14 protein-coding genes are annotated in these 16,970 nt (G+C 57.8%); 6 read left to right on the forward strand and 8 right to left on the reverse strand.

The window, feature by feature from the left end; translation table 11 throughout:
* The 5 genes from WFM46_RS07265 to efeU all read right to left on the reverse strand — a co-directional run.
* A partial coding sequence (locus tag WFM46_RS07265) for an alanine:cation symporter family protein (RefSeq protein WP_336997333.1) occupies window positions 1-381 on the reverse strand: 381 nt, incomplete at its 3' end.
* A 451-nt stretch (window positions 382-832) separates the two neighbouring features.
* On the reverse strand, window positions 833-1,624 hold the full coding sequence (gene phoH / locus WFM46_RS07270) for a phosphate starvation-inducible protein PhoH (protein ID WP_336997334.1): 792 nt from the start codon (window positions 1,622-1,624) through the stop codon (window positions 833-835).
* 501 nt (window positions 1,625-2,125) lie between these two features.
* Window positions 2,126-3,409, reverse strand: a complete 1,284-nt coding sequence (gene efeB, locus WFM46_RS07275) for an iron uptake transporter deferrochelatase/peroxidase subunit (RefSeq protein ID WP_336997335.1) — start codon at window positions 3,407-3,409, stop codon at window positions 2,126-2,128.
* A 4-nt stretch (window positions 3,410-3,413) separates the two neighbouring features.
* The gene (gene efeO / locus WFM46_RS07280) at window positions 3,414-4,541 is read right to left on the reverse strand and encodes an iron uptake system protein EfeO (protein WP_103179033.1); all 1,128 of its coding nucleotides are present in this window, start codon (window positions 4,539-4,541) and stop codon (window positions 3,414-3,416) included.
* A gap of 43 nt (window positions 4,542-4,584) precedes the next feature.
* On the reverse strand, window positions 4,585-5,418 hold the full coding sequence (gene efeU / locus WFM46_RS07285) for an iron uptake transporter permease EfeU (protein WP_103179032.1): 834 nt from the start codon (window positions 5,416-5,418) through the stop codon (window positions 4,585-4,587).
* Between the two features lie 250 nt (window positions 5,419-5,668).
* On the opposite strand from efeU, the gene WFM46_RS07290 reads away from it, so the two are divergent.
* Window positions 5,669-6,853: a NupC/NupG family nucleoside CNT transporter gene (locus tag WFM46_RS07290; RefSeq protein ID WP_103179030.1), complete on the forward strand. Its 1,185-nt coding sequence runs from the start codon at window positions 5,669-5,671 to the stop codon at window positions 6,851-6,853.
* 84 nt (window positions 6,854-6,937) lie between these two features.
* On the opposite strand, the gene WFM46_RS07295 is transcribed toward WFM46_RS07290, so the two are convergent.
* Both WFM46_RS07295 and putP read right to left on the reverse strand, forming a co-directional pair.
* On the reverse strand, window positions 6,938-7,357 hold the full coding sequence (locus WFM46_RS07295; protein ID WP_336997336.1) for a DUF3574 domain-containing protein: 420 nt from the start codon (window positions 7,355-7,357) through the stop codon (window positions 6,938-6,940).
* Window positions 7,358-7,460: 103 nt separating this feature from the next.
* A complete protein-coding gene (putP, locus tag WFM46_RS07300; protein WP_103179028.1) occupies window positions 7,461-8,969 on the reverse strand; it encodes a sodium/proline symporter PutP in 1,509 nt (502 codons plus the stop codon).
* A gap of 420 nt (window positions 8,970-9,389) precedes the next feature.
* On the opposite strand from putP, the gene putA reads away from it, so the two are divergent.
* Window positions 9,390-13,352, forward strand: coding sequence for a trifunctional transcriptional regulator/proline dehydrogenase/L-glutamate gamma-semialdehyde dehydrogenase (gene putA / locus WFM46_RS07305; protein ID WP_336997337.1), 3,963 nt, complete (start codon window positions 9,390-9,392; stop codon window positions 13,350-13,352).
* Between the two features lie 112 nt (window positions 13,353-13,464).
* Window positions 13,465-13,860 (forward strand): lysozyme inhibitor LprI family protein, encoded by a 396-nt coding sequence (locus WFM46_RS07310; protein ID WP_103179026.1) that lies wholly within the window; start codon window positions 13,465-13,467, stop codon window positions 13,858-13,860.
* Here WFM46_RS07310 and rutR read toward each other — a convergent pair.
* A complete protein-coding gene (gene rutR / locus WFM46_RS07315) occupies window positions 13,857-14,495 on the reverse strand; it encodes an HTH-type transcriptional regulator RutR (protein ID WP_336997338.1) in 639 nt (212 codons plus the stop codon). The two genes, WFM46_RS07310 and rutR, sit on opposite strands and share 4 nt — an antisense overlap.
* Window positions 14,496-14,785: 290 nt before the next feature.
* On the opposite strand from rutR, the gene rutA reads away from it, so the two are divergent.
* Genes rutA through rutC form a run of 3 tightly spaced genes read left to right on the forward strand, consistent with a single transcriptional unit; the run spans window position 14,786 to window position 16,967 of the window.
* Window positions 14,786-15,877: a pyrimidine utilization protein A gene (gene rutA / locus WFM46_RS07320; protein ID WP_103179024.1), complete on the forward strand. Its 1,092-nt coding sequence runs from the start codon at window positions 14,786-14,788 to the stop codon at window positions 15,875-15,877.
* Window positions 15,877-16,569, forward strand: coding sequence for a pyrimidine utilization protein B (gene rutB, locus WFM46_RS07325; RefSeq protein WP_336997363.1), 693 nt, complete (start codon window positions 15,877-15,879; stop codon window positions 16,567-16,569). The genes rutA and rutB overlap by 1 nt, the downstream gene beginning before the upstream one ends.
* Window positions 16,570-16,580: 11 nt before the next feature.
* On the forward strand, window positions 16,581-16,967 hold the full coding sequence (gene rutC, locus WFM46_RS07330; RefSeq protein ID WP_103823659.1) for a pyrimidine utilization protein C: 387 nt from the start codon (window positions 16,581-16,583) through the stop codon (window positions 16,965-16,967).
* Window positions 16,968-16,970: the final 3 nt, after the last annotated feature.

Here is a 16,970-nt window from a genome sequence, read left to right on the forward strand (position 1 = left end):
AGGACCGCCACGATATTCACCGTTAATTTTCTCTTTATAAACCTGACCCAGCGTGGATTCAACAAAAGCAGAGCTGGCACCCAAAAAGGCTACCATCCACATCCAGAACAGCGCGCCAGGACCACCAAAGGTAATGGCGGTCGCTACGCCGGCAATATTCCCGGTCCCCACACGTCCTGCCAGCGTCATCGTCAGTGCCTGAAACGACGACACCCCTGCATCGGTGGCGCGCCCCTGAAACATCAGCGCGACCATATGTTTAACATGGCGTAATTGCAGAAAGCGACTACGCAGTGAGAAATAGAGGCCGACACCCAGGCATAAAAATATTAACGCCGGGCTCCAGATAACACCATTAATTGCACCAACCAGTTCGTTCATGTATGGCCCTCAGCGTGATGGTCCAGAGAAAACGGATTCCCTGGAAGTTTCTTTATAGAATTGTGTTTGGATTACTACGAAACATAGATAATAGCCCGAAAGAGACCAACTTAATATTCGCATGGCAGTAATGAATTGTGACAACATTCACGTTTAATTGATTATTTATAATTAGCCTGCTCATGATTTTCATACATATTTTGTGGGTATTATGATTTAATATCACACTTCTGCATTTTTTATTAAAAAGCCCATTTGAATTAACGTTAAGACTTATAGATACAGCAAAACGTTGCGTAATACCCGGCATTTTCTATACGAAATAAGTATGACATCATCATAATGTGATCTTTAAATAGACAACCCAACAGAAGTGTTTCGACAGACGCAGCTTCCCGGCATTGCGCCGGGAAGGGATTGCAGAAGAAAGTAAAACGAGAAGGTTATACCATTACCGGGAATAGACCTGCAGCGTCCGCTTGCACAGCGCCGAGCGTACACAGTCGTCTTTATTGAAACGCACAATGCCCACCATCTCATCTTCCTCAAAACGTGCCAGCGCGTCGCTCAGCCCGGACGGAACCCCTGCCGGCAGGTCGCACTGGGTGATATCGCCATTGACGATAACCGTCACGTTCTCCCCGAGGCGCGTTAAGAACATCTTCATTTGCGCAGCAGTTACGTTCTGAGCCTCGTCGAGAATCACAACTGCATTTTCAAATGTACGTCCGCGCATATAGGCGAACGGCGCAATTTCAACCTTACCGATTTCGGGACGCAGGCAGTACTGCATAAAAGAGGCCCCCAGACGCTTCACCAGCACGTCATAAACGGGCCGGAAGTAAGGGGCAAATTTCTCCGAAATATCGCCTGGCAAGAAGCCGAGATCTTCATCAGCCTGCAATACCGGACGGGTGACAATGATTTTATCGACGTCCTTATGAATCAGCGCCTCCGCCGCTTTGGCTGCACTTATCCACGTTTTCCCGCACCCGGCTTCCCCGGTGGCGAAAATAAGCGACTTACTCTCGATAGCATTCAGGTACTGCGCCTGAGCGTCGTTGCGTGCCGCAATTGGGGTCGTATCACGGCAGTCCCGCGCCATGCCAATTGCTTCAACACCACTCATCTGCACAAGCGAGGTGACCGACTCTTCTTCACGCTGTTTATGGCTACGTGAATCCCGTCTCAGCACACGTTTTGCTTCACGACGAGCTTTGATCACTGCTTTTTGTCTTCCCATGGATAGCACCTTGAGTTGTTGGTATTCATCACTCGCACCAGAGTCGGTGCGATTAGGCGAACAAACATCTGAGGGTTGGCTTCCTTCTAAGCCATAGCTTGCTTGGTTAAATGACCCGGCCGAATCGCTATGCTCACCATTCGTCAGGTCGGAAAAATCAGGATTTACTGTGGAGGGGGAGAATTTTTCGGTGAAGAGATCGCTGCCGGAGTGTGGGCCTCCGCGCCGTGTGCTGCGGTTGTTGCGTTTACCATGTCCAGTTGAGGACCCAACCATTCGCGATCTCCAGAGTGATTCATGTTCACTGTAAGGTTTACCGCTTTCTTAATTTAAGTACATCAGGATTTAGCATGAATGCAACATTATTTTTACCTGAATGCAACTTTTAAGATTCGCCTGACAGCGATACTTAGTCTGCTATGGGGATATTACAGAATTATAACAAAGAGATAGTGGGACGAGAAAAAAACTGTCCCGCTTAAGGGGTAAGCGGGACGGTATTCAGGCCTCAAGCAGCCCCTGAGCAAGCCAGCCGTTTTTATCCTGTACGCCAGGCAGCGCAAAGAAGTAGCCTCCGCCAATGGGTTTGACGTACTCTTCCAGCGCCTCGCCGTTCAGGCGTTTCTGCACGGTCAAAAAGCCCTTCTCCAGATCGTGCTGGAAACAGACAAACAGCAGCCCCATATCCAGCTGACCGGAATTGGTCACCCCCAGCGAGTAGCTGTAGCCCCGGCGCATCATCAGGTTTTGTTCGGTCTCCTGAGTACGCGGGTTGGCGAGGCGGATATGACTGTCGAGGGCGATAACATTGCCCTCCGGGTCGCTGGCGTAATCCGGCACGTCGTGCTCGTTCTTCATGCCCAGCGGCGCACCGCTCTGCTTGTCGCGGCCAAAAATGGTCTGCTGTTCTTTCAGCGGCGTCCGGTCCCAGAACTCCACGCGGAACTGAATAATGCGTACAGCCTGATAGCTGCCGCCCACCGCCCAGGCCGGTTCGCCCTGATCGGCGGTCACCCACACCACCCGATCCATTAATGGCCCATCCTGGCTGTTGGGGTTGGCGGTGCCATCCTTAAAGCCGAGCAGGTTCACCGGGGTCTCTTTGCCTTTGCTGCGCGCGGCGTGGTCAGAGATAAACCCTTCCCGCTTCCAGCGCACGCTTAACAGATCCGGGGTGTGCTTGATGAGATCCCGCAGGGCGTGGATCACCGTGTCCTGGGTATTGGCGCAGATCTGGATCAGCAGATCGCCATGGCACAACGCCGCATCCAGGGAGTCATTCGGGAAGCGCACCATCTTCTGCAACGATTTCGGTTTCTGCGCCGCCAGACCAAAGCGGCCATCAAACAGCGACGCCCCCAGCGACACCGTCATGGTGAGGTTATCCGGGGCGATATAGCTCCCCAGAATACCGGAATCCATCGGCGGCAGACGCGGGTTCGGCGTCTCAGGCGCCGGGCCGCCGGTGGTCAGAAAAGTAATGCGCTGGGTCAGCAGACGGAACAGGCGCTCCAGCTCGCTTTTATCGCTGGCGAGCACGTCAAAAGCCACCAGCATCATCGAAGCCTGCTGCGGGGTTAAGATCCCGGCCTGATGCAGGCCGTGAAACGGCTGCGTCTCCATTCGCGCATCCGGGGAGAGCGTGCCCGGCGCACTCTGCGGTTTTGCCGCATGCGCCACCGGACAGCCGCCCGTCAGAGCAAGGGCGCCGCCAAGCGCCCCTACCCCTTTTAACAACCGACGTCGTGAAGGTTCAGCCACGTCGTACTCGTCATGCTTGTTCATCAACTTAGTCCAGACCCAGTACGCCACGCAGCTGCGCCAGATCTTCCGCCAGGGTCGTAATCGGCCCTTTCAGGGCATTACGGTCGGCATCGGTCAGCTTGTCGTAAGTCTCAAAGCCCTCTTTGGTGCGGTACTTCGCCAGAATGGTATTCACTTTCTTAAAGTTGGCATCCACTTTTTCCAGCAGGGCGCTGTTATCTTTTTGCAGTTGAGGACGCAGCAGGTCAACGATCTTCTGCGCGCCTTCGACGTTGGCCTGGAAGTCCCACAGGTCGGTATGGCTGTAGCGATCTTCTTCCCCGCTGATCTTGCTGGCGGCCACTTCTTCAATCAGCCCTGCCGCGCCACCCACCACTTTTGAGGGCGGGAAGGCCAGCTCACTGATGCGTTTTTGCAGCTCCAGCACGTCGCTGTTCAGCTGCTCCGCGTACTGCTCCATCCCTTTGGTGGAGTTGTCGCCAAACAGCGCTTTCTCCAGGCGGTGGAAACCGGTGAATTTCGGATCGGCGGCTTTCTGCTCGTAATCGTCTTCACGGGCGTCGATGCTGCCATCGAGATCCGAGAAGAGCTCGGCAATCGGCTCGATACGCTCGTAGTGCTGACGGGTCGGCGCATAGAGGGATTTCGCTTTTTCCATATCGCCCGCTTTCACCGCGTCGGTAAAGGCTTTGGTACCCGCGACCAGATCCGCGGTCTCTTGAGTGACGTACGCTTTATAGGCGGTAATGGCATCGCCGAGGCTCAACAGCGCGTCGCCTTTGGCGGCATCGGCGGTGGCGGCACCTTTCACGATCAGCTTGCCTTTCGGGTTGGTCAGCAGGCCGCAGGTCATGTCGTATTCGCCCGGCTCAAGGTTGGCGGTCATCTTCTGGCTAAAGCCCGGCGCGATGTTTTCCCGCTCTTCCACCACCATCACCCCTTTCAGGATCTCCCACTCCAGCGCTTTCTGGCTGTGGTTCTGGATGATGAACTGCGTTTTACCGCTATTGACCGTGATGGTCATCGGCTCACACTGTTTATCATTGACGGTAACTTTTACCTGTGGAACATCCGCGGCCTGTGCGGCGAATGCAGAAGCGATCAGCGCGGCCACGCCAGCCTGTAATGCACTGCGACGAAAGTGGATTGCCATGACTTTTCCCTTTTAAAGGTATGTTGTAACTACAATGAGCACTTCAGGGCGCAGTACGCGACGGCTGAGCGCTGGGGCGCGATGGCATAAAGAACAGCGCCAGCGCCGGAATAAGATAGATAAAGTACACCGCCACTTCGCTGACGCTCGGCGTCTCCTGATAGCCAAAGATCCCCTCCAGCAGGGTGCCGGTCAGCGAATGGGTAGAGAGAACGTTACTGAGATCGAACGCCACCTCCTGGAAGTGGTTCCACAGGCCCGCCTCATGGAAGGCGCGGATCGCTCCCGCGGCCAGTCCGGCGGCCACCAGCAGAATAAACAGGCTGGTCCATTTGAAGAAGGCGCCCAGATTGAGACGAATGCCGCCCCAGTAGAGCAGGAAACCGAGTACCACCGCGGTCGCCAGGCCCAGCACCGCGCCCAGTGGCGGCCATATCCCGACATCCTGCTGGAAGGCGGCCAGCAGGAAGAAGACCGACTCCAGCCCTTCACGCGCCACGGCGAAAAAGACCATCATGATCAGTGCCCAGCCGTGACTCTTGCCCTTCGCCAGCGCGCTGTCCACCGCCTGCTCCAGCTGGACTTTGACGTTACGGGACACTTTACGCATCCAGAAGACCATCCAGGTGAGGATCACCACCGCAATCAGGGCCACGATCCCTTCAAACAGCTCCTGCTCTTTTTGCGGGAATTCACCGGTGGTTTCGTTGATGGCAATGCCCAGGCCCAGGCAGAGGGCGGCAGCAAGGAAGACGCCAATCCACATCACGCCGATCCAGCGGCCCCGCTGGGTGCGTTTCAGATAGCTGGCGATAAGACTGACAATTAAGGCTGCTTCGAGCCCTTCACGTAACATAATGAGGAATGGAACAAACATGCGACACCTTAAATGTTTTTCGCCGTCAACTGATGCAAAGAAAGGTAAATTCTTGTGATAGTGATTATCATTACGGCAATAAGAAATACAAGCGAAATATGCTGCATTTTGATGACAGGATGTAAACCCGTACCGGAAAAATAGTCACATAAGTGACTAAAAGGTGAATAAGTTATAACGTAAATGCCCATTTACGCTCACAGCAGGCTGTGGCTAAATATGCGCCTCATTAATCTGCTGAAAATCAACTATGTATCAATTCCTGCACTTCTTGCTGGCGCTGGTGGTTATCCTTGCGCTGGCCTGGCTGGTGAGCTTCGACCGCCGCAACGTCCGTATTCGCTACGTCATTCAACTCATTGTCATTGAGATTGCGCTGGCGTTCTTTTTCCTCCATGCCGAAAGCGGCCTGTTTGTTATTCAGTATGTCTCGGGCTTCTTTGAATCGTTGCTGAAATATGCCGCCGAAGGGACCAACTTTGTCTTTGGCGGGATGGGAGAAAAAGGGCTGGCATTTATTTTCCTAGGAGTGTTGTGTCCGATTATTTTTATTTCCGCACTGATCGGCATTCTGCAACACTGGCGTATTCTGCCGGTGATAATTCGCGTAGTCGGCACCCTGCTGTCGAAAGTGAACGGCATGGGCAAGCTGGAGTCGTTTAACGCCATCAGCTCCCTGACGCTGGGCCAGTCGGAAAACTTTATTGCTTACAAAGGGGTGCTGGGCGATCTCTCCTCGCGTCGTCTGTTCACCATGGCGGCCACCGCCATGTCCACCGTGTCGCTCTCCATCGTCGGCGCCTATATGACGATGCTGGAAGCAAAATATGTGGTCGCGGCGCTGATCCTGAATATGTTCAGCACCTTTATCATCCTCACGGTGATTAACCCGACCCGCCCGGAAGCGGAGCCGGAAATTAAGCTGGAGAAGATGCATGAGTCCCAGAGTTTCTTTGAGATGCTGGGGGAATATATTCTGGCTGGCTTCAAAGTGGCGATGATAATTCTGGCGATGCTGATTGGCTTTATTGCCCTGATCAGCGCCGTCAACGCCCTCTTCTCCAGCCTGTTTGGCTTGAGCTTCCAGCAGATTCTGGGCTATGTCTTCTATCCCCTGGCCTGGCTGGTGGGTATTCCGCTGAGCGATGCCCTGCACGCGGGCGGCATTATGGCGACTAAACTGGTGGCGAACGAGTTCGTGGCGATGATCGAGCTGCAAAAAATTGCCGCAGAGATGACCCCGCGCGGGCTGGGCATTCTGTCGGTGTTCCTGGTCTCCTTCGCTAACTTTGCCTCTATTGGCATTGTCGCCGGGGCGATTAAGGGGCTGAATGAGAAGCAGGGCAATGTGGTGTCACGCTTCGGTCTGCGTCTGGTGTATGGCGCGACGCTGGTGAGTCTGTTGTCGGCGAGCTTTGCGGGATTAGTTCTTTAATACTGTGCAAATGCCGGGTGGCGCTGTCGCTTACCCGGCCTACAAAACCGTAGGCCCGTGCAAGCGCAGCGCCGCCGGGCGGGTTTAAAACTGCACGCACACCGGCTGGTCAACGCGCATCACCGACTCCTGGGCGAAGCGCGTTTTATAGATCCCGCGCAGCGCCTCGATATTGCTCTCACTTTGCGCATCTTTACCGTGGATCAGCATCAGCGCCTTGCTCGACTCACGCGCCACTTTTCCGTCGTTACCCAGCCACTGCCCGCGGGCATCAAATACCGTTAAGCCATCACGAAAACGCGGCGTCACGTCCTGATCCACAAACTGCTGCCACTCCTGGCCGGTGATCGCCTCCCCTGCCGGACGGTTCAGGCCGAAATAGAGGGTGGTTTGCTGCATCTGGTTATCGGCTTTGCAGGTGTTGTCCGCGATGCTGTGTGAGGGGGCATTACAGCCTGCCAGCAGTAAAAGCGCGCCCGCCATAAGTCCGTTTTTAAGTCTCATTCTTCGCTATCCTCATTGTAATTTGTCCAGCGATATCAGCGTAAATCACGGAAATTAGCAATAAAAAAAGCCGGGCAAGCCCGGCTTATAGCGTGTCTGTCACTTACTGCGCCTGCAACTTCGTCGGCGCGGTGGTGTGGTACTGCGCGTCGGCTTCCGCAAAGCGTTTCTGCATTGAGGTAGAGGGCGCTTTACCCATCAGGCTGAAGACCACGATCCCGATGCTGCCGAAGATAAAGCCCGGAATGATTTCATACAGGCCCAGCCAGGCGAACTGCTTCCAGACGATAACGGTAACCGCACCGATGATCATCCCCGCCAGGGCGCCATTGCGAGTCATGCGGGACCACATCACGGAGAACAGCACCACCGGACCAAAGGCGGCACCAAAGCCGGCCCAGGCGTAGCTCACCAGACCCAGCACGCGGTTTTCCGGGTTTGACGCCAGCGCGATGGCGACCAGCGCCACCACCAGCACCATAAAGCGACCGACCCACACCAGCTCTTTCTGGCTGGCGCCCTTACGCAGGAAGGCTTTGTAGAGATCTTCCGTGATGGCACTGGAGCAGACCAGCAGCTGGCAGCTCAGGGTGGACATCACCGCCGCCAGAATAGCGGAGAGCAGAATACCGGCGATCCACGGGTTAAACAGCACCTGCGCCAGCTCGATAAACACACGCTCGGCGTTCTGGTTTACTGCACCTGCCAGCGACGGGTTGTTGTTGAAGTAGGCGATACCGAAGAAGCCCACCGCACAGGCGCCGCCCAGGCAGAGGATCATCCACGCCATACTGATACGACGGGCATGGACGATGGTGTGGTGAGAATCCGCCGCCATAAAGCGCGCCAGGATGTGCGGCTGACCGAAGTAACCCAGCCCCCAGCCCATCAGCGACACGATGGCAACAAAGTTCAGCCCTTTCAGCATATCGACGTTTTCTATGCTCTTCTGCTGAATCACCGCCAGGGAGTCACCCAGGCCGCCTACCGACAGGATCACAATCACCGGGGTCAGGATCAGGGCAAAAATCATCAGGCTGGCCTGCACGGTATCGGTCCAGCTGACGGCCAGGAACCCGCCTACGAAGGTGTAGAGGATGGTCGCCGCCGCGCCCGCCCACAGTGCGGTTTCATAGCTCATGCCGAAGGTGCTTTCGAACAGGCGCGCGCCTGCCACGATGCCGGAGGCACAGTAGATGGTGAAGAACAGCAGAATAACTAACGCGGAGATAATACGCAGGATGCGGCTGTTATCTTCGAAACGGCCGGTGAAGTAGTCCGGCAGGGTCAGGGCGTTGTTGTTAGCTTCGGTGTGCACGCGCAGACGCCCGGCCACCAGCTTCCAGTTAATCCATGCCCCCAGCGTCAGACCGATGGCGATCCAGCTTTCTGAAATACCGGAGATAAAGATGGCGCCCGGCAGCCCCATCAGCAGCCAGCCGCTCATATCCGACGCGCCTGCAGAGAGCGCCGTCACGAACGGCCCAAGGCTTCGCCCGCCGAGGATGTAGTCGTCAAAGTTCTTGGTAGAACGCCACGCAAGGAACCCTATCAGGATCATGCCAAAAATATAGATAAGAAATGTCACCAGCATCGGTGTGCTAATTGCCATTTAAATACTCCGCAAAGATGTTCGACAGCCTTTTTGACCGTCTTTATTACACCCCCGGAACGAGAGGGTGATGATGTGTGTTTCTGTTGGCCGCGCGTATCCTGCCGTATGCGCCTCCATGACACAAATGATTTAACACTGCATTTACATGAATTTCATCCCCGGTTTCACACCAGATTCCTGGAGGTTGCACTCGCTCACGTTTTTTGAGGTTGCACCTGCAAAAAGTGTTAAGCGCCCCATGAAACCAGGGTTGATCGCTAAAATCCACAACTTTTTTGCGGTTAACTATCACGTAACATTCCATTCATTTTCCAGCTTGCAAACCGGGTCACATTTAACGTGGTTGCACAAAGTTGCAACATAGTGGATATTTCACGTTAACTACACTAGCGCTACTGAATCACAGGAGTTTTTGGCATGGGCATGACCACCATGGGGGTTAAGCTGGATGATGCGACCCGCGAACGGATTAAATCGGCTGCGACCCGAATTGACCGCACGCCACACTGGTTAATCAAGCAGGCGATCTTTAACTATCTGGAAAAACTGGAGAGCGACGACGCCCTGCCAGAGCTGCCTGCCCTGCTGGCCGGTGCCGCCAACGAGAGCGACGATAGCGCCGAGGCGATCGAAGAGGTCCACCAGCCGTTCCTTGAATTTGCCGAGCAGATCCTGCCCCAGTCGGTGAGCCGCGCGGCCATTACCGCCGCTTACCGTCGCGCCGAGACCGACGCCGTGCCGATGCTGCTGGAACAGGCGCGTCTGCCGGAGCCAGTCGCCTCCCAGGCCCACAGCCTGGCGTATCAGCTTGCCGAAAAACTGCGTAACCAGAAAACGGCCTCCGGCCGCGCCGGCATGGTGCAGAGCCTGCTGCAGGAGTTTTCCCTCTCCTCCCAGGAGGGCGTAGCGTTAATGTGTCTGGCGGAAGCGCTGCTGCGTATCCCGGACAAAGCGACCCGTGACGCGCTGATCCGCGACAAGATCAGCAACGGTAACTGGCATTCGCACATTGGCCGCAGCCCGTCGCTGTTCGTTAACGCCGCCACCTGGGGCCTGCTGTTTACTGGCCGTCTGGTCTCCACCCACAACGAAGCGAGCCTCTCCCGCTCTCTGAACCGCATTATCGGCAAGAGCGGTGAACCGCTGATCCGTAAAGGCGTGGACATGGCGATGCGCCTGATGGGCGAGCAGTTCGTCACCGGCGAAACCATCGCCGAAGCGCTGGCTAACGCCCGCAAGCTGGAAGATAAGGGCTTCCGCTACTCCTATGACATGCTGGGCGAAGCGGCGCTGACCGCTGCCGACGCGCAGGCCTATCTGGTCTCTTACCAGCAGGCGATCCACGCTATCGGTAAAGCCTCCAACGGTCGCGGCATTTATGAAGGCCCGGGGATCTCCATCAAGCTCTCCGCCCTGCACCCGCGCTACAGCCGCGCCCAGTACGACCGGGTGATGGAAGAGCTCTATCCACGCCTGAAATCCCTGACCCTGCTGGCGCGCCAGTATGACATCGGGATCAACATCGACGCCGAAGAGGCCGACCGCCTGGAGATCTCCCTCGATCTGCTGGAAAAACTCTGCTTCGAGCCGGAGCTGGCGGGCTGGAACGGGATTGGCTTTGTCATTCAGGCCTACCAGAAACGCTGCCCGTTCGTCATTGATTACCTGATTGATCTCGCCACCCGCAGCCGTCGCCGCCTGATGATCCGTCTGGTGAAGGGCGCCTACTGGGACAGCGAGATCAAACGCGCGCAGATGGAGGGTCTGGAGGGTTATCCGGTCTATACCCGCAAGGTCTACACCGACGTCTCCTACCTCGCCTGCGCCAAAAAGCTGCTCGGCGTGCCGAACCTGATCTATCCGCAGTTCGCCACCCACAACGCCCACACCCTGGCGGCCATCTACCAGCTGGCCGGTCAGAACTATTATCCGGGCCAGTACGAGTTCCAGTGCCTGCACGGCATGGGTGAGCCGCTGTACGAGCAGGTCACCGGTAAAGTGTCCGAGGGTAAACTGAATCGTCCGTGCCGTATCTACGCCCCGGTCGGTACTCACGAAACGCTGCTGGCGTACCTGGTGCGTCGTCTGCTGGAGAACGGGGCCAACACCTCCTTCGTTAACCGCATCGCCGATGCCACCCTGCCGCTGGATGAGCTGGTGGCCGACCCGGTACAGGCGGTGGAAAAGCTGGCCGCCCAGGAGGGTCAGGTTGGTCTGCCCCATCCGAAGATTGCCCTGCCGCGTGAGCTGTACGGCAATGGCCGCATCAACTCCGCAGGCCTCGATCTGGCGAACGAACACCGTCTGGCATCGCTCTCCTCGTCGCTGCTCAACAGCGCCCTGCAAAAATGGCAGGCGAAACCGATCCTGGAGCAGCCGGTCAGCAATGGCGAAATGCAGCCGGTGATCAACCCGGCCGAACCGAAAGACATTGTCGGCTTTGTCCGCGAAGCGACCGAAGAGGAAGTGGATCTGGCTCTCGACAGCGCGGTGAACAATGCGCCGATCTGGTTCGCCACCCCACCGCAGGAGCGTGCAGCCATTCTGGAGCGCGCTGCGGTGCTGATGGAAGATCAGATGCAGCAGCTGATTGGCATTCTGGTGCGTGAGGCGGGTAAAACCTTCAGCAACGCCATCGCCGAAGTGCGCGAGGCCGTTGACTTCCTGCACTACTATGCCGGTCAGGTGCGTGACGATTTCGACAACGAAACCCACCGCCCGCTGGGCCCGGTGGTCTGTATCAGCCCGTGGAACTTCCCGCTGGCGATCTTCACCGGCCAGATTGCCGCCGCCCTTGCCGCCGGTAACAGCGTGCTGGCCAAACCGGCGGAACAGACCCCGCTGATTGCCGCACAGGGGATCAATATCCTGCTGGAAGCGGGTGTTCCGGCAGGCGTCGTGCAGCTGCTGCCGGGCCGCGGCGAGACCGTGGGTGCCAAACTCACCGCCGACAACCGCGTGCGCGGCGTAATGTTCACCGGCTCCACCGAAGTGGCCTCCCTGTTGCAGCGCAACATCGCCACCCGTCTGGATGCCCAGGGCCGTCCAACGCCGCTGATTGCGGAAACTGGCGGTATGAACGCGATGATCGTCGACTCCTCCGCCCTCACCGAGCAGGTGGTGGTGGATGTGGTGGCTTCGGCCTTCGACAGTGCCGGACAGCGCTGCTCTGCCCTGCGCGTACTCTGCGTGCAGGACGAAGTGGCCGATCACACCCTGAAAATGCTGCGTGGCGCGATGGCGGAGTGCCGGATGGGCAACCCGGGCCGTCTGACCACCGACATTGGCCCGGTGATCGACGCCGAAGCGAAAGCCAACATCGAAAACCACATCCAGGCGATGCGTGCGAAAGGCCGTCCGGTCTACCAGGCGGTGCGTGAGAACAGCGAAGATGCCCGCGAGTGGACCAGCGGCACCTTTGTGGCGCCAACCCTGATTGAACTGGCGAGCTTCGATGAACTGAAGAAAGAGGTGTTTGGCCCGGTGCTGCACGTGGTGCGTTACAACCGTAACAACCTCGACCAGCTGATCGCGCAGATCAACGCCTCCGGCTACGGTCTGACCCTGGGAGTGCATACCCGCATCGATGAAACCATCGCCCAGGTGACCGGCAGCGCCAACGTCGGCAACCTCTACGTGAACCGCAACATGGTCGGCGCCGTGGTCGGCGTGCAGCCGTTCGGCGGCGAAGGGCTGTCGGGCACCGGTCCGAAAGCCGGTGGTCCAATGTACCTCTATCGCCTGCTGGCTAACCGTCCGGCCAATGCGCTGGGCGTCACCCTGGCGCGTCAGGATGCGCAGTACGCGGTAGACACCCAGGTGAAAACGGTGCTGACCCAGCCGCTGGAAGCATTAAAAGCGTGGGCGGAAAAACGTCCTGAACTGCGCGAGCTGTGTCAGGAGTATGGCGAGCTGGCTCAGGCCGGTACCCAGCGCGTATTGCCAGGGCCAACGGGCGAGCGCAACACCTGGACGCTGATGCCGCGCGAGCGTGTGCTGTGCGTGGCGGATAACGAGCAGGATGCGCTGATCCAACTGGCGGCAGCGCTGGCGACCGGGTGTGAAGTGCTGTGGCCGGAAGATAGCCTGCACCGTGACCTGGCGAAGCAGCTGCCGAAGGCGGTGACGGAACGGATTCGTTTCGCCAAAGCTGATGTGCTGACCAGCCAGCCGTTCGACGCGGTGATCTATCACGGTGATTCCGACCAGCTGCGCGAGCTGTGCGAGCAGGTTGCGGCCCGCAGCGGGGCGATTGTCTCCGTGCAGGGCTTCGCCCGGGGTGAAACCAACCTGCAGCTGGAGCGTCTGTACGTGGAGCGTTCGCTCAGCGTGAACACCGCCGCAGCAGGGGGTAACGCCAGCCTGATGACCATCGGTTAAGCGTGCAATCTCTCCCCGGTGGCGCTACGCTTACCGGGGCTACAGAGGTGACATTCTGTTTTTGTAGGCCGGATAAGCGCAGCGCATCCGGCTTTTTTATAGGGAGGGAAAGATGAAACGAGCTTTTATCGCCGGTGCCGCGTTACTGCTGAGCACCAGCGCGCTGGCGGATGAGTGCGCCAACGCCAGCACCCAGGCGGAGATGAACAGCTGCACGGCGCAGCAGTATCAGGCCGCGGATAAAACCCTGAACCAGACGTATCAGGCAGCCATCAAGCGCGCCGACGCCCCCCAGCGTGAGCTGCTGAAAAAGGCGCAACAGGCGTGGATCGCCCTGCGCGATGCTGACTGCGCCTTTATCGGCTCCGGCACTCAAGGCGGCTCCATTCAGCCGATGATTGTGAACCAGTGTCTGGCGGATAAAACCAACGAACGGGAAGCCTATCTGGCCACGCTGATGCAGTGCGAAGAGGGTGATTTAAGCTGCCCGCTACCTCCGGGGAATTAACGCACCCGGATCCCTTCAATAATCATCCGCTCCACGTTCTCCACCGTGCTGTGGAAAAAGTCGTCATCCTTGAGCGTCTTGCCCGTCACCGCCTCCACCTGGGCGGAAAAGTCGGCGTAGTGCTGGGTGGCGGCCCAGATCATAAAGATCAGATGGTGTGGATCGACCGGGGCCAGTCTGCCGGTGGCGATCCACCCGGCAATGATCGCCGACTTCTCATCCACCAGCGATTTCATATCCCCGCTCAGCACCGTTTTCAGCAGCGGTGCCCCCTGCAGCATCTCCAGACAGAACAGTCGCGACGCCTGGGGATAGTCCCGGGAGACCTCCAGCTTGAGGCGAATATACTGCTGGATCGCCACCAGCGGGGTGAGCTCCTCGCGAAACGCCTTCAGCGGGGCCAACCAGATATCGAGGATCTGTTGCAGAACGGAGACGTACAGCGCCTCTTTCGAGGGGAAGTAGTAGAGCAGATTGGTTTTTGACACCCCCGCCAGCTCCGCCACCTGCTCCAGCCGGGTGCCGTGGATGCCAAACTGTGAGAAGGTCTCCAGCGCCGCCGAGAGGATCGCCTGTTTTTTCGCGCTCACCGCCTGCGAACGTTTACCGCCTGTCTTCACTGCGCCTTGTGCCATTTGCTCACTCCGTGTTGATCAGCTCCCAGCATAGCAAAACCCCTGCCTTACCACGACAATCTGCACCGCCACCGCGCACGACTGCCTGCTTTGTGTGCAACTATTTTGACCAGACAGTCCACTTTTATCACCAGCAATTCATCAACCATTTCTTAACACACTAATAACATTACAGATTTCAAAACTGGCACTCCCTTTGCAAAACCGAGACTACGCGGCTGAACAGGAGATGCAGGATGCAGCGCCACGTCTGACTTTCACCCCCAAGCTGAGATGAAGAGAGGTTCGTGATGAAAATTGGCGTATTCGTTCCCATTGGCAATAACGGCTGGTTGATCTCTACCCACGCGCCGCAGTACATGCCGACTTTTGAGCTGAACAAAGCCATCGTGCAGAAGGCAGAGCACTATCACTTCGATTTTGCCCTGTCGATGATTAAGCTCCGCGGCTTCGGCGGGAAAACCGAATTCTGGGATCACAACCTGGAGTCCTTCACCCTGATGGCGGGGCTGGCGGCGGTCACCTCCCGCATCCAGATCTACGCTACCGCCGCCACCCTGACCCTGCCTCCGGCCATCGTGGCGCGGATGGCCTCCACCATCGACACCATCTCCGGCGGACGCTTTGGCGTTAACCTCGTCACCGGCTGGCAGAAGCCGGAGTATGAGCAGATGGGGCTCTGGCCAGGAGATGACTATTTTTCGAAGCGCTATGACTACCTCACCGAGTATGTGCAGGTCCTGCGGGATCTGTGGGGCACCGGCAAGAGCGATTTCAAAGGTGAGTTCTTCACCATGAACGACTGCCGCGTCAGCCCCCAGCCGTCGGTGCCGATGAAGGTGATCTGCGCCGGGCAGAGCGATGCCGGGATGGACTTCTCGGCGAAATACGCCGACTTCAACTTCTGCTTCGGCAAAGGGGTTAACACCCCAACGGCCTTTGCCCCTACCGCTGCGCGCATGAAACAGGCCGCTGAAAAAACCGGGCGCGATGTCGGCTCCTATGTGTTGTTTATGGTCATTGCCGACGAGACCGACGAGGCGGCGCGGGCGAAGTGGGAGCACTACAAAGCCGGGGCCGACGACGAGGCCCTGAGCTGGCTCAGCGAGCAGAGCCAGAAGGACACCCGCTCCGGGGCCGACACCAACGTGCGGCAAATGGCCGACCCGACCTCGGCGGTGAATATCAACATGGGCACCCTGGTCGGCTCTTATGCCAGCGTGGCGCGCATGCTCGATGAGGTAGCCAGCGTGCCGGGTGCCGAAGGGGTGCTGCTGACCTTTGATGACTTTATTGCCGGGATTGAAACGTTTGGCGAGCGCATCCAGCCGCTGATGCAGTGCCGCGCCCATATTCCGGTTATGACAAAGGAGGTCGCGTGATGACCACTCTGCCCGCACGCCCGGAAGCCATCACCTTTGACGCCCAGCAGAGCGCGCTGATCGTGGTGGATATGCAGAACGCCTACGCCAGCCCTGGCGGCTATCTCGACCTCGCCGGGTTTGACGTCTCCGCCACCCGGCCGGTGATCGAGAATATCCGCACCGCGGTGGCCGCCGCCCGCAAGGCCGGGATGCTGATTATCTGGTTCCAGAACGGCTGGGATGAAGAGTACGTGGAGGCGGGCGGCCCTGGCTCGCCCAACTTCCACAAATCGAACGCGCTGAAAACCATGCGCCAGCGCCCGGAGCTGCACGGCAAGCTGCTGGCGAAAGGCGGCTGGGATTATGAGCTGGTGAATGACCTGGTGCCGGAGCCGGGGGACATCGTGCTGCCGAAACCGCGCTACAGCGGCTTTTTCAACACCCCGCTGGACAGCATTTTGCGCAGCCGCGGCATCCGCCACCTGATCTTTACCGGCATCGCCACCAACGTCTGCGTGGAGTCCACCCTGCGCGACGGCTTCTTCCTGGAGTACTTCGGCGTGGTGCTGGAAGACGCCACCCACCAGGCGGGGCCGGCATTTGCCCAGCAGGCTGCGCTGTTCAACATCGAAACCTTTTTTGGCTGGGTTACTGACGTCGCCACCTTCTGCGACGCCCTTTCCCCTGCCGCTTATGCCCGTATCCCCTGAGGAGCTACCTTATGCCGAAATCTGTGATTATCCCCCAGGGGACCAGCACGCCGATTGCCCCCTTCGTCCCCGGCACCCTGGCGGACGGGGTGGTTTACGTCTCGGGCACCCTGCCGTTCGACGCGGATAACAACGTGGTGTTTCCCGATGACCCAAAGGCGCAAACCCGCCACGTGCTGCAGACCATCCAACGCGTTATCGAAACGGCGGGCGGGACCATGGCGGACGTGACCTTCAACAGCATCTTTATTACCGACTGGAAAAACTACGCCGCGATTAACGAGATCTACGCTGAATTTTTCCCCGGCGATAAACCGGCGCGCTTCTGCATTCAGTGCGGGCTGGTGAAACCCGAGGCGCTGGTGGAGATCGCCACTATCGCCCACATTGGCCGGTGAGGT

Source organism: Leclercia sp. M50 (genome assembly GCF_037150775.1).
In the GTDB taxonomy this organism is placed as follows: Bacteria; Pseudomonadota; Gammaproteobacteria; order Enterobacterales; family Enterobacteriaceae; genus Enterobacter.